Annotated in this window: 14 protein-coding genes and 1 tRNA gene; 1 reads left to right on the top strand and 14 read right to left on the bottom strand. The window is 34.2% G+C overall.

Annotated features, from left to right (window positions below):
• Window positions 1-141 precede the first annotated feature (141 nt).
• The 14 genes from pyrF to BA768_RS18885 all read right to left on the bottom strand — a co-directional run bounded on the left by pyrF (window position 142) and on the right by BA768_RS18885 (window position 12,173).
• Window positions 142-1,500, bottom strand: coding sequence for an orotidine-5'-phosphate decarboxylase (gene pyrF, locus BA768_RS18820; protein WP_065721989.1), 1,359 nt, complete (start codon window positions 1,498-1,500; stop codon window positions 142-144).
• 247 nt (window positions 1,501-1,747) lie between these two features.
• Window positions 1,748-2,092: a YkvA family protein gene (locus BA768_RS18825; RefSeq protein WP_034673033.1), complete on the bottom strand. Its 345-nt coding sequence runs from the start codon at window positions 2,090-2,092 to the stop codon at window positions 1,748-1,750.
• An 82-nt stretch (window positions 2,093-2,174) separates the two neighbouring features.
• Window positions 2,175-2,714, bottom strand: coding sequence for a TlpA family protein disulfide reductase (locus tag BA768_RS18830; protein WP_065721990.1), 540 nt, complete (start codon window positions 2,712-2,714; stop codon window positions 2,175-2,177).
• A 10-nt stretch (window positions 2,715-2,724) separates the two neighbouring features.
• Window positions 2,725-3,288, bottom strand: coding sequence for a thioredoxin family protein (locus BA768_RS18835; protein ID WP_065721991.1), 564 nt, complete (start codon window positions 3,286-3,288; stop codon window positions 2,725-2,727).
• Between the two features lie 14 nt (window positions 3,289-3,302).
• Window positions 3,303-4,373 carry a chorismate synthase gene (gene aroC / locus BA768_RS18840; RefSeq protein ID WP_065721992.1) on the bottom strand — a complete coding sequence of 357 codons (1,071 nt, stop codon included), beginning with the start codon at window positions 4,371-4,373 and terminating at the stop codon, window positions 3,303-3,305.
• Window positions 4,374-4,424: 51 nt separating this feature from the next.
• Window positions 4,425-6,059: an LIC_10190 family membrane protein gene (locus BA768_RS18845; RefSeq protein ID WP_065721993.1), complete on the bottom strand. Its 1,635-nt coding sequence runs from the start codon at window positions 6,057-6,059 to the stop codon at window positions 4,425-4,427.
• 53 nt (window positions 6,060-6,112) lie between these two features.
• The gene (locus BA768_RS18850) at window positions 6,113-6,646 is read right to left on the bottom strand and encodes a glycine zipper domain-containing protein (protein ID WP_065721994.1); all 534 of its coding nucleotides are present in this window, start codon (window positions 6,644-6,646) and stop codon (window positions 6,113-6,115) included.
• Window positions 6,647-6,924: 278 nt separating this feature from the next.
• A tRNA-Cys gene (locus BA768_RS18855) sits at window positions 6,925-6,995 on the bottom strand.
• Window positions 6,996-7,043: 48 nt separating this feature from the next.
• Complete coding sequence (locus BA768_RS18860; protein WP_065721995.1) at window positions 7,044-7,541, bottom strand: RDD family protein; 498 nt, start codon at window positions 7,539-7,541, stop codon at window positions 7,044-7,046.
• A gap of 18 nt (window positions 7,542-7,559) precedes the next feature.
• Window positions 7,560-8,918 (bottom strand): DUF4403 family protein, encoded by a 1,359-nt coding sequence (locus BA768_RS18865; RefSeq protein ID WP_065721996.1) that lies wholly within the window; start codon window positions 8,916-8,918, stop codon window positions 7,560-7,562.
• 27 nt (window positions 8,919-8,945) lie between these two features.
• A complete protein-coding gene (gene folB / locus BA768_RS18870) occupies window positions 8,946-9,332 on the bottom strand; it encodes a dihydroneopterin aldolase (RefSeq protein WP_065721997.1) in 387 nt (128 codons plus the stop codon).
• Window positions 9,333-9,565: 233 nt separating this feature from the next.
• The gene (nadA, locus tag BA768_RS18875) at window positions 9,566-10,585 is read right to left on the bottom strand and encodes a quinolinate synthase NadA (RefSeq protein WP_065722090.1); all 1,020 of its coding nucleotides are present in this window, start codon (window positions 10,583-10,585) and stop codon (window positions 9,566-9,568) included.
• Window positions 10,586-10,681: 96 nt separating this feature from the next.
• Entirely contained in the window at window positions 10,682-11,245 is a 564-nt protein-coding gene (gmk, locus tag BA768_RS18880; protein WP_065721998.1) for a guanylate kinase, read from the bottom strand.
• Between the two features lie 70 nt (window positions 11,246-11,315).
• Window positions 11,316-12,173 carry a YicC family protein gene (locus BA768_RS18885; protein WP_034673062.1) on the bottom strand — a complete coding sequence of 286 codons (858 nt, stop codon included), beginning with the start codon at window positions 12,171-12,173 and terminating at the stop codon, window positions 11,316-11,318.
• A gap of 172 nt (window positions 12,174-12,345) precedes the next feature.
• On the opposite strand from BA768_RS18885, the gene miaA reads away from it, so the two are divergent.
• Window positions 12,346-13,266, top strand: coding sequence for a tRNA (adenosine(37)-N6)-dimethylallyltransferase MiaA (miaA, locus tag BA768_RS18890; protein WP_065721999.1), 921 nt, complete (start codon window positions 12,346-12,348; stop codon window positions 13,264-13,266).
• Window positions 13,267-13,298 lie beyond the last annotated feature (32 nt).

Raw genomic sequence — 13,298 nt, forward strand, 5'->3', positions numbered from 1 at the left:
AAATATAGCTTATTTTAGATTTAATTCTTATGATTTTTTAGTTAAGATTTATCAAAAATCAGTATTATATTGCAGATTGTTTAAATAAAAATTGCTCCCGAAAAAGAGAGCAATTTGATGATAAAAATGTTGATTTTATTTCTAAAGTGAAGCCAGATAAGCATTCCAGCCTTCATTCTTATAATTACTTGCTGCTTCTCCCGGGGTTTCAGATTTGTAAATTCCTCTTCCGACAATGATGAAATCGGTGTGAAGTGTTTTAAACACATGTTCAGGAGTATTATACTGCTGACCTTTTCCGTCTCCGGAATCGGCTAAATTTACGCCCGGAGTGAAAAGCAATACTTCTTCAGGAAGGGCATTCTGAGAAACACCGCCGATCACATTCGGATGAGATAGAGCTATTTTTAAAGCTTCTTCTCTGTAAGAATTTGTCGTTAAAGTTCCTTTTGAAGACATTCCGATAATCGCTACAACACCTACATTTGTAAAGCAGTCTAAAGATTCGAAACCACCGATGACCTGAGAAGTCACAAAATCTGCCCAGTCTGTAATTTTGAAAACGCCGCTGGTGAATTGTAATTCCTGAGTGTTCCCGATGTCAGCAAATTTTCGGTCTTCCATTAATAAGAATTTATGCTTTGAAGCCAGTTCTTTCAAAGGAACAATTGTATTTTGATAATCGAAATCTGAAATAATATCGATGTGCGTTTTTAAAGCAATAATATGCGGACCTACTTTTTCTGCCAGTTCAAGCAATTCCTGAGTGGTTGTTACATCAGCCGAAGCAATCAGGTTGGATTCTTTTGCCAAAGCAATTTCTAATAATTTTTTTGAAACAGAATGCTGTGCATTTTCAAATTTTTCCTGATAAGAAAGTCTTTTTTTCTCTTCAAACTGAATATGATTTCCCTGTAAAAAATCCTGAATTCTCTTTACTTCGTCATTGCTCAATTCTCCTTCTTCCTGCAGAATTGTACAAACTTCGGAAATATTAAATAAAGTATGAACTCTGAAACCTCTACTTTCTAAAAGTTGTTTTCCGCCCTGTTCTCTATCCAAAACAACGACAATATCGGCAACTTTCAGATCCTCCTGCTCAACTTCGGCAATGGTTTCGATCAACGATTTTCCGGAAGTGATCACATCTTCTACCAAAAGACAGTTTTGTCCTTTCTGGTAAATTCCTTCGATCATTTTTTTAGTTCCGTATTCTTTCGCTTCTTTTCTTTTGATGATTAATGGGATGTAGCTTTCCAGAGACATTGCTGTTGCCATCGGAAGTGCAGCGTAAGGAACTCCGCAGATCAGGTCAAAATTATCCAGAGGAAGCATTTCCAGTAAATAATTGGCAAGGTTTTTTAAGATTTTGGGATCTGATGCCAAAGGTCTTAAATCTACATAAAACGGACTTTCAATACCGCTTTTTAATGTAAATCTTCCGAATTTGATGATGCCTAGTTTGTAACACTCCAAAAAGAATTCTTTCTTACTTTCCATTAATTTTTTATTAGATGTGCAAATTTAAGGATTTGATGTTTAATGTCAATTGTGATTTTGCTTGAAAAGAGATTTTAAAATGATCTTACCGTTAAGTTTAATTAAAAGTTTTAGTATTATTAAGGTCAACTAATTGATTTCAGATACAGCTTAATGATTTTTACTTTAATTAATCTTAAAAATTTAATTTCCCTAATGTTTAAATTTAAATCTTTCACAAAAAAACATCCCCGAAAGGATGCTTATATTATTTAACGATATCTGCGTCGATGATTTTTGTAGTTTCAGAGCTGTATTTCTGCTCGGCTTCCCAAAGTAAGAATTTATCAACTTCCCTTATCAGCTTCGGAATTGCTAATGACAAAACTGCCAAGTCATCTAATACTCCCGCAACAACAATAAAATCCGGAATAATATCAATTGGCGAAATGACATAGAGAAGACCTACCAAAGGAAGAATAAGATCCATCGACTTTACAGGATACGCTCCTTTTCTCCACATATTCACCATCCGGAAAATATCAGGTATTTTTTTTACGAAGCCTTTGTGGGCAATTGCCTCTTTGGCAAGATTGAGTTTTGAATATTTCATTTTTGTGTTTGCTTTTAAAATAATTTCAACTCTGTAAATTTCGCAAAATTTATACCAAGTAAATCTAAATTTTAGTTAAAGTTTACTTAACAATATTATCAATGAACTGATGGATAGATTCTGCGTCCCAATCAGTTGCAGCATCTTCCTTGATTAAAATTCTTCCGTTTTGGTCTAAAAGAAACGTTGTAGGGAAAGCTTTAGGAAGTATTTTTTCGGAGATTGGGCTTTGTGCAATGTACACAGGAACCGTATAATTATTTTCCTTTAAAAAAGTTCGAACTTTCTCTTCTTCATCCTTCATAGCAATAAGCACAAAATCGATATGGCCTTTTCTCCGGTCATACAATCTTTGGATGGATGGCCATTCTTTTCGGCAAGGAGGACACCATGTTCCCCAAAAATTCAGAAAAACAGGTTTGTTCTTAAAGTTTTTCAGATTGGTACTCGGTACATTGATTCCCTGTAAATCAACATCGTAGTCATCCTGACTGATGTGAACGGCATTTTCTATCGTTGCTACCGGAAAAAATTGATCCTTAAGAAAATTTCTTACTCCGGGAACTAAAAATATAATGCCCAAAATGATTAGGATGACAATCGGTGTAATCAGTTTTTTCATATTCACTATTTTACAATAATTCTAAAATCTCCTGAATGGCATCTTTTCCACGGTTTCTCGAGTAATAAACCTGCAAATCGTTGTAAAAACTTTCTCTTGGATATTCTTCAGGATTTGCTTTAAATTTTAATAACAATTCACGACCAAATTTCGGACGCGGTCCCCAGGAATTTTTCACATTATAGTTTTCATCCAGGATAATCACTTTCGGGATAGATTCTGTTCCGTTGGTTAAAAACTCATTGATCAGGCTTTTATCGCTGTCTCGTAAAAAGATTTTCACTTCATTATGACCTTCAAAAAACTTTACCAAAGCTGGAACTGTGGCACTTGCATCACCACACCAAGCTTCAGAAATAATCAGAATTTTTCCGTTGAAACTCTTAGATTTTAGTTCGTTGAGTTGTCCTTCATCGATTACGAATTTTTTCAGGGTTCTGTCCATTCTCTGGATTCCCAGTTCATAATACATTTTATATTCTGCATCTTGCGGAGTCGCAGGATTTTCGAGTCTTTCATGCGCAATCTGAAGATAATCTTCAAAAGAAATTGCTTTGTCCCAGTAATTTTTCATTACCAATATTTTTATTAAAAATTATTAATGTTTCTCGTTTTATTGATCAGAAATAAGTCTGCCAAAACAAATGCCGCCAAACTTTCCACCACAGGAACAGCTCTCGGAACCACACAAGGATCGTGTCTTCCTTTTCCTTCTACTGTTACTGCATTTCCATCTTTATCAACACTTTCCTGAGGTCGTAAAATCGTTGCGACAGGTTTGAAAGCCACACGGAAATAAATATCCATTCCATTAGAAATTCCGCCCTGAATTCCACCAGAAAGGTTCGATTTTGTAGAAAAATCGGTGTTAAACTGGTCGTTGTGTTCGCTTCCGGTCATTTTTGCACCGCAAAATCCGCTTCCGTATTCAAAGCCTTTGCAGGCATTAATGTTGAGCATTGCTTTTGCCAGTTCAGCCTGAAGCTTAGAGAAAACAGGTTCACCAATTCCTACAGGAACGTTTTTAATAACACAGGTAATTGTTCCGCCGATTGTGTTTCCTTCTTTTTTGATCTCTTTAATTTTTGAAATCATTTTTTCGGCAGTTTCAGCATCGGGACAACGGACTTCATTGCTTTCTGTTTTAGAGAAATCTAAATCCTGATAAGGTTTTATGCAGAAAATTTCGCCTACGGAAGAAACGTAAGCATTGATTTCAATATCTTTTAAAAATTGTTTTGCCAAAGCACCTGCAACGACCCAGTTGATGGTTTCTCTTGCCGAAGATTTTCCGCCGCCACGATAATCTCTGATGCCAAATTTCTGGTCATACGTAAAATCGGCATGACTCGGACGATAAGAATTGGCAATATGATCGTAGTCTTTCGATTTTTGGTTTTCATTTTCAATCATAAAACCAATTGGTGTTCCCGTGGTTTTTCCTTCGAAAATTCCGGAAAGAAACTTCACGGTATCACTTTCTTTTCTCTGTGTAACGATTGCAGACTGTCCCGGTTTTCTGCGGTCTAATTCGTATTGAATTTTTTCGAAGTCTACTTCCAGACCTGCCGGAAAATTATTAATGATTCCGCCGTACGCTGCGCCATGACTCTCGCCAAAAGTAGTAAGGCTGAGAAGATTACCTAAAGTATTGAACATAGTACAAAATTACCGTTTTTTATTCAGATATTAAAGTCTTAGGTAATGGCTTTATTGATAGTTCTTTTTGATGATTTCAATGGTTTTCTCCAATTCTTTTTTCTCTTTAGCATTAAGTTTTTTCCAGATGAAACCTTTTTTTAAATCATTTTTATCAATTGGCTGTGGAAATATTCCTAATTTTTGATAATCTAAAACATAACTTTCTGAAATGGCAGGCGTTGGTGTATCAAAGTTAAAAGGATAGTGTTTTGAAACGTTGAAGTTCAGATCTCCGACTTGATAAGATTTGTATTGATTGTATTCGTAATTTGATGGTTTTAAAAGCTGTTTTTTTTCAAACTGAGTCATAAATCTTCCTACATTAAAACTTGGTACGAATTTCTGGATAAGATTTGGAAAAGAGAACAATCCAACTACAGCACAAATTAAAAATGAGGAAATCTGAAACGATTTTTTTGTATTTAAATGTTTAAAAAAGATAACAAAAAACATCACAAAAAAAACATCGATGAAAAATCGGTATTGCGCAGAAAAAAGTAGGATTAAAATACTTTTAATTAAAATAGAAATACAAATTAAACTGACGATTTTATTTCTTTTAATAAAAGAAAATATGATAAATCCCATTAAACTTACAACAAATAAAATATTGATTATGGATTTGATTCCTTTTAAAAATAACCAGTTTTTGATATGCTCAAACCATGAGAATTTTAAAATTTCTTCATACGTGTATTGTTCATCATACATTTTTACCTTGGCGAATTCTGAGGATGCTCTTAACAGTTCGGGATTAGCTTTCCATGAAATTCCCAAGTCAAAAACAGCAATAGGAAAAAATGGATACCCGAATATCCAGATGTTTTTTAACGTAAAGAGTAGAAATACGAATGAACCGAAAATGAATTTTTTATAATCAAATTTAGAGATGAAAATAGAGTAGAGGAGAATGAAAACTGGCAACCAGATAATGGTAGGTTTTATAGCAAATGTAAAAACTGAAAATGCAAATAAGAATGAAAGGTTTTTGTTCCCGGATAAAATTTCATTTAAAATAATGAGAGAAAAAGTAATGACCGGTAAATCCGGACTTGGAGATTGTGTAAAAATTAATAAAACCGGAACAAAAATCAACTGAAGCCAGCTTTTGTTTTCAATGATGTATAGTGCATAAATAATCAGCAGTACAGCATTAAGTTTTAGAATCGGATCCGAAAAATTACTGAATCCGGCCTGTAAAATATGCCAAGCCGACATTTGTCCTAAAATCAGATCAAGATTAGAAATTCCTTTCACCAATCCATATTCTGTAAGCCATTTGATCGACGGAACATAATATCCAAAATGATCTAAAATAAAAGGGTAAAACGAGCCGCAGAATACAATAACGGCTGCTAAAATAGCTAAAACACCTGAATCTTTTTTTGAAAATTTATAAAAATCCAAGTAAAGTTTGTCTTTAAAAAAGAAGAATAACCCGATCAAAATTGCAGGTATTTCAACATATAAATTGAGTGGAATAAAGAACGATACAATTGTGAAAATCAGACCTGATAAAAAGATTCCAGATAGAATTTTCCCCGAAATACCATTTAAGTTTTCTCCTATAAATTTTTCAAGCAATTTTCCCCAACCCATAAAGGTTGAAATGATTAAAAACGAAGAAAATAAAATTAACAGCATAAAAAAAGATTGCCTAAAAATAAGCAATCTTTCATGTTTTTGAAAATATTTAATTATTTAGGCTGTACTCGACCGCTTTTTCTGTCTTGTGCTCTACCTAAAGTATATCCTGTCGCACCACCGATAATACCACCTACAACGGCACCACCACCACGGTTTTTCTTATTTACAATTGCACCTAAAGCAGCACCACTCACTACACCGATCGCAGTACCTTTAGCTGCGTCACTGATTCCTTTTTTCTGAGCGGTCGTACCTTGTGAAGAGCTTCCTCCTGAAGAAGAACCACCGCTACCTGAAGAAGGGGCATCTCTATAAATTGTTTTCGTTTCTTTAATTACCTGCGGTTTTGCAGCAGCTGCGGTTTTTGCTTTTTCAACTTCTGCAATGCTATCGGCTTTTTTCTGTGTTTCGTATGCAAATCTTTCTCTTTCAATAGCCAGTTTTTGTTTCTCTATTTCAAGCTGTCTCACTTGAAATTCCATTTTTTGTTGTTCTAAAGTTTTCTCGGCAACTTTATTGTCATCCTTCTTACAGGCACTCAGTGTAAAAACTGAAATTAAACCTGCTAAAACTATATTTTTCATAACTCAAATTTTTCTATTTATTAATTATTAAGCTGCGAGGCTTTTTATATTTAACCCATTCCAATTATGAAGCCAAGTTTTAGTTAAAGGATTGTTAAAATTTAAAAATTATGTTAAATAAATATTATAGTAAATGAATTTTACATCTTATGATAAGGGAATACTTGTATTTAACAGATGATATTTATAATTTGAATATTTTAGATTGAAATCTTTCTAAAAAGATCTTATATTGTATAAAATAAAAAATCCCTAAACTTTCAGAATAGGGATTTTCGAGGTGCCTAGCGGATTCGAACCGCTGTAGATGGTGTTGCAGACCACTGCCTAGCCGCTCGGCCAAAGCACCGTTTAGAGTGGTGCAAATATACTCAAATTTATATTTTCTCCAAATTTTTCAGGCAATTTCTTTAACTCCGATGTTGTTGATCTCGCTTTTGGCCTGTCTTTCAGTCTCATAATTTTTATAATTAATCACTCTCGTGTCTGTCATCCCATCATGCCATCCTTCAGAGCCGAAAAATGTAAATGCTTCAAACGGAATAACTCTATAAAGACTTCGTGAAAGATATTGTTTACTTGTTGGTCTCGTTCCGTCTATGCTGATTACTTTTGTACCCGTAACATACTTACCGGGCGTTTTTCCGTCGGTGTAATATTCCCAAAGGAAAAAATAGATAACAGCAACCACTGCACCTACAAATACATCCCAGATGAAGCCACCATTATTAAAGAAGAAAAAAAAGTTATTAAAAGTAAGGTTGTAAATTATAGTAGACAGAATCCCTAAAATAATATGAATAATCATCAAAATTATGGTGTCTATTAAGTTATTGACGAATCTTGTGCCTAAAGACGCTTTGTGTCTGTCGACAATTTGTAAATATTTTCTCATGGTTATGTTTAGTTTTTATTAAAATCCTTTCAGGGTTAGTTTTAGATTGGCATTGGTGTCAATGACTGCGGTAATTCCTAAATCATTTAAAAGTATTCTTGATGGTTTTAAATTAAATACTTTTCCACTAATTTTTAAGCCTTTGTAATATTCTTTATTAAAAGCTTCTTCGATGCTTTTTTTAGAAGAGGTTTCCAGTTCGTTTGTCGGAATTCCGTATTCGTCTTCAATCATCTTTACAATTTTGCCTTTGAAAAGGGAAGTTGCCAATTTCTGAAGAATATTAGATGTTTTAAGTTTAAATTTTGTATCCGAAAGAACAATTTTTTTCTTTGTTTCATCATACACAGGAATTCCCGAAATAAAAGCAGTTCCGTTCACATAACCTTCCGTGTCGGCTTCTATCATGATACGGTCTGCTTCCCCATAGACTTTAATGTCGGTAATTCTCACTTTAGAATCTCTGATGTCAAATTCTTTATTTAAAAATGTCTTTTTTGCAATATTTGTTGCTTCCGAAAAAGGAATATTTGCTGTAGTTTGTAAAAGAAATTTATCAGCAAGAAGCGGAATGAAATTGAAGTTCATAACTGTTTTTACAGGTTGTGAAGCTTCGGGTTTCATTCCTGTAAAAGTTTCCGAAAAAATATCAATTCCTATATTGGTATCGATTTGATTTCCATAGAACTTTAAAGGAGTAATATTAACATTAATGGGAGTTACTTTCAACCAAGTATTGTACTCTTCCGAAATATTGAATGGTTGTGAGAATGCATTCCAGGCTAAAACGGCGTATTGCTGGAAATTCAGTTGTGCAGCCATTTGTTCGTCAATGGTTTTGCAGAATTTATATTGCTGGTCTTTCAAGCTTGATTCTACAAGCGAAGTAATCGGAATTTTTATTTTGCCATAATCCAGTACAGGCTTTGTCACCCACTTAAAACCCATTGGCTGCGTAAAAGTACTTACAGACCAGTTATTTTTAAAGCTTAAAGCGGTTTTAAAATACATAATCGTTTCAAAAGTCGTTTCCTGATACGTGTACAAACCGAGCGTTCCGATTCCTTTTTCTGCCCAGATTTTTAAGGGAACTTCAATGAAAATATTTTGATTGGCATCTCCTACCAATCGTATCGGACGGGTTTTCCAGACTTTTACCTTGAACTGGTCATTATCGTTATCGGTATAAGAATCATCCTGAAAAATAAGATCTTTCACCGAGGAATTTACCATATTGCTGATTTCCGACAACGGAATCGTTACCGGCATCGTGATGCTCGATTTTATTTTCGGAAAGCTGTAAACTGCCTGATTATTTTCGGTTTGAGCAAAAATATTGAACGAAATAAGTACGAAAAGAAAACTTAAAATTCTCACCTGAATGTTTTATTTTGAAAAGTGAAATTAGTTATTTTCTGCTGAACCACCCAACAAAAAACTTTTTTCAAGTTCGATACTGGCGCCTTTCATTTCGCCTTTCATGGGCGGACTGGTTTTGGTGATCTTCAATTTGATATAAGAAATCTGTTCAAAACTGTCATGAATTTTAGCAATAATTCTTCCGGCAACATGTTCCAGAAGTTTAGAGTTGATTTTCATTTCGTTGTGAATAATATCGTTAATTTCTGCATAACTGATGGTGTCGCTCAAATCGTCAGATTCAGCGGCATTCCAAAGATCAGTGTGGATTTCTACATTTAAGATATAATAAGTTCCAATGATATTTTCTTCGGGTAAAACTCCGTGGTAAGCATAGATTTTTACGTCTTCAAGATATATTTTGCTCATAATTGATTATTTTGAAAATTTAACCACAAAAGCCACAAAAGTTTTTTTAAAATTCCAAAAGTTTGATGCTTCAAAAAGTACAGGTTCACATAAGAATTGAAAATCAAAGATTTTCTAAAAACTTTGAGGTACTTTAAAAAGCTAATATTATAACTTAAAACACTTCACTGTAAATCTTTTGTGACTTTTGTGGTAAAAACTAAGTAAAAAAAGCGAGTAAAAACCCGCTTTAAAATTTATTTAATACTTTTCGAAAGATCGAGCATTGCTTCAATGGGCTTTAATGCTTTCAGTCGAAGTTCTTCTTCAATTAAAATTTCAGGAAGTTCATATTTCATACATAAATACAGTTTTTCCATTGTATTTCGTTTCATATAAAAACATTCCGAGCAGTTGCAGCTTTCATCAAAAACCAAAGCTGGAATCAATTCTTTATGCGGGGCACGTTTTCTCATTTCGTGAAGAATTCCTTCTTCTGTAGCGATAATGAACTTCTGGCAATCATCTTTTTCAACAAAATTCAGAAGGGCAGAAGTGGATCCTATAAAATGAGCAAGCTTTAAAACTGCTTCTTCACTTTCTGGGTGTGCAATTAATTTAGCATCCGGATTGTCTGCCAATTGTTTTGCAATTCTTTCCATGGAGAAAGCTTCGTGTACGATGCAGCTTCCGTCCCAGAGAATCATATCACGACCTGTTTTCTGTGATAAATATCTTCCCAGGTTTTTATCCGGTGCAAAAATGATTGGTCGGTCTGTCGGGAGTGCTTCGATTACTGTTTCAGCATTGGAGCTGGTCACGATAATATCGCTTTCTGCTTTTGTTTCTGCATTACAGTTAATATAGGTTGCGATTAAAGCATTTGGATGCTGTTCACGCATTTTTCTAAGACCCTCACCGCTGCATCCGTCTGCTAAAGAGCATCCCGCCATTGTATCGGGTAGGACTACTTTTTTGGTCGGATTTAAAATTTTTGCAGCTTCCGCCATGAAATGTACTCCGCAGAATACAATCATATCGGCGTTGGTTTCTTTTGCCTGTCTTGCTAATTGTAAAGAATCTCCAAGAAAATCGGCAATATCCTGAATTTCTCCGGGTTGATAATAGTGCGCAAGAATAACGGCATTTTTTTCTTCTTTAAGTTGAAGAATAGTTTTTACCAATTCTTCTCCTTGCGGAATATCGATGTCTTTTATATCTAAAAATCCTTTCACAGGAAGTGTAGATTTGGCTTTTTCTAATGTTTCGGTGCTCATTTCAGCCTCAATGTTTTTTGTTCTATCAGAAACTAAATTTAATGAAAACAACTTTAAATGGTTGTGTTAAAACATCCATCTTCCATCTTCCGTCATCTAACTTTTGATAAAATTCTTTATTAAACTTTCTATTTCTAATTTTGCTTCGTTCAAATCGGAATTAATCACGATTTTATCAAATTCAATAGCGTAGGTAAGCTCTTCTTCGGCTTTTGCTACACGTGTTTTTATGGTTTCGACATCATCGGTATTTCTTGAAATCAATCTTCGTTCCAACTCGGCAATCGAAGGTGGTTCGATGAAAATCGACAGTGCTTTTTCCCCAAAATATTTTTTTAATGAAATTCCGCCTTTTACGTCTACATCAAAAATAACAACTTTTCCCTGATTCCAGATCTTTTCGACCTCAGATTTTAAGGTTCCGTAATATTTGTCGGTGTAAACTTCCTCAAATTCCACAAAAGCATCTTCAGCAATTTTCTGTCTGAATTCATCAGGCGAAATAAAATGATAATCTACAGCATGAATTTCAGTACCTCTCGGTTGTCTCGTTGTGCAAGAAATAGAGAACTGCAATTCATTAAAAACCTCCAAAGAATGCTTTACTAATGTAGTTTTTCCGCTTCCTGAAGGCGCTGAAAATATGATAACCTTATTCATAAATGATAAGAGATAAATGATGATTGATTGACTATGCGTTTACTTTTACTTGACTCTTTTTACTTGATTCTTACAAAACGTTTAACGTTTGCTCTTTAATTTTCTCCAAATCATCCTTCATCATCACGACTAATTTCTGAATTTCTGCATGATTGGCTTTTGAACCTAAAGTATTGATTTCTCTTCCGATTTCCTGAGAAATAAACCCAAGCTTTTTTCCGTTGAAATCTTCATTATCCATTACTTCAGAATAATATTTCAAATGTTGGGCAAGTCTTACTTTTTCCTCTGAAATATCTAATTTTTCTGTAAAATACGCCATTTCCTGATAGAATCTTGTTTCATCCACATTCTCAAATTCTTTCAAAGTTTTCTGATAACGTTCTTTTACAGCATTGATTCTCACTTCTTCGAAAGGTAAAACCTCAGACAGGTATTGGTCAATATTTTTGATATTTCGTTCTAACTCTTCATGAAGGATTTTTCCTTCTGTTTTTCTGAATTCCAGGAACTTATCTGTTGCTTCGTTAACGATTTTTGCTAAAGCTTCCCATTCTCCTTCTCCCAATTCATCAGGTCTTGAAGTGATGGCATCCGGAAGTCTTACCGCCATTTTCAGATATTCAAAATCTGGGCCGTCTGAAGCAATATTTTTAAGCTCAGACATGTAAGAATCGATTAAACTTCTGTTGATTTTCACATCGTTGGTTTCTTCAAGATTTTCCAGATTAATGTAACAATCTACTTTTCCACGGATAATTCTATCATTCAGAATTTTTCTGATTTCGAATTCTTTTTCTTTATATCGTAAAGGTACTTTAATGTTTAGATCAAAGCTCTTTGAGTTCAGAGATTTGATGTCGATTGTAACTTTTTTACCTTCAAAAACACCTTCGGCTCTACCGAAGCCGGTCATTGATAAAATCATAGTTTTTTATTGTCGTACAAAGATAAACATTTAAGTCTATAGTTTGGCTAAAGTAGTAAGGCTGGAAGTTTGATGCTGGAAGCGGGAAGACTATCTTGGATATAAATGAACCTCCAATTTTAACTTCCATCTTCCAGCCAATTAAATAAACTCCTTTTTGTAAATTTGCGTCGTGAAAAAGAAAAATTTAATTTCTGTTGTAGGGCCTACCGGAATCGGTAAAACGAGATTAGCAATTGATTTGGCTAAGTATTTTAATACGGAAATTATTTCCTGTGATTCCCGACAGTTTTTTAGAGGAATGGAAATTGGTACAGCAGCACCTTCTGCAGAAGAATTGGCAGAAGCAACTCATCATTTCATCGGAAATCTTTCTGTTGAAGATTATTATTCAATCGGGCAATACGAGGAAGATGCTTTAAAAAAAATCGATGAACTGTTTGAAAAATACGATACCGTCATTTTGGTGGGTGGAAGCATGATGTATGAAAAAGCAGTGATTGAAGGGTTGAACGATTTGCCAGAGGCTGATGAAAACAATCAGAAAAAATTACATGAAATTTTCGAAAAAGAAGGAATTGAAAAACTTCAGGAGATTTTAAAAGAATTAGACCCTGAATATTTTGCATTAGTTGATTTTCATAATCACAGAAGGCTTTTGCGTGCCATCGACGTAATTTGGCAGACGAATAAAAAATATTCTGAACAAATTGCGGTTTCACAAGATTCCAGGAATTTTAATACCATCCGAATCGGAATTGAAGCTGCAAGAGAAGAACTATACGACAGAATCAACAGGAGAGTGGATATGATGATGGAGAAAGGTTTGCTGGAGGAAGCAAAAAGTTTAGAAAAATTTAAACATTTGACGGCTTTGAATACGGTTGGTTATTCAGAATTATTCAAATATTTTAATGGTGAATGGGATTTGGATTTTGCTATTTCTGAAATTAAAAAAAACAGCCGAAGATATGCAAAACGTCAACTGACATGGTATCGAAAAGCGGATGATATTCATTATTTGCAGCTGGGATATTCGCAAGAGGATTTTGATGGGTTGATTGAGTATATTAATGAGCATACTTTGGAATAGTTTAATTGTTGGAAAACGCAAAGGCGCAAAGA

The sequence above is a fragment of the Chryseobacterium sp. CBo1 genome (genome assembly GCF_001693475.1).
GTDB classification, from domain to species: Bacteria; Bacteroidota; Bacteroidia; order Flavobacteriales; family Weeksellaceae; genus Chryseobacterium; species Chryseobacterium formosense.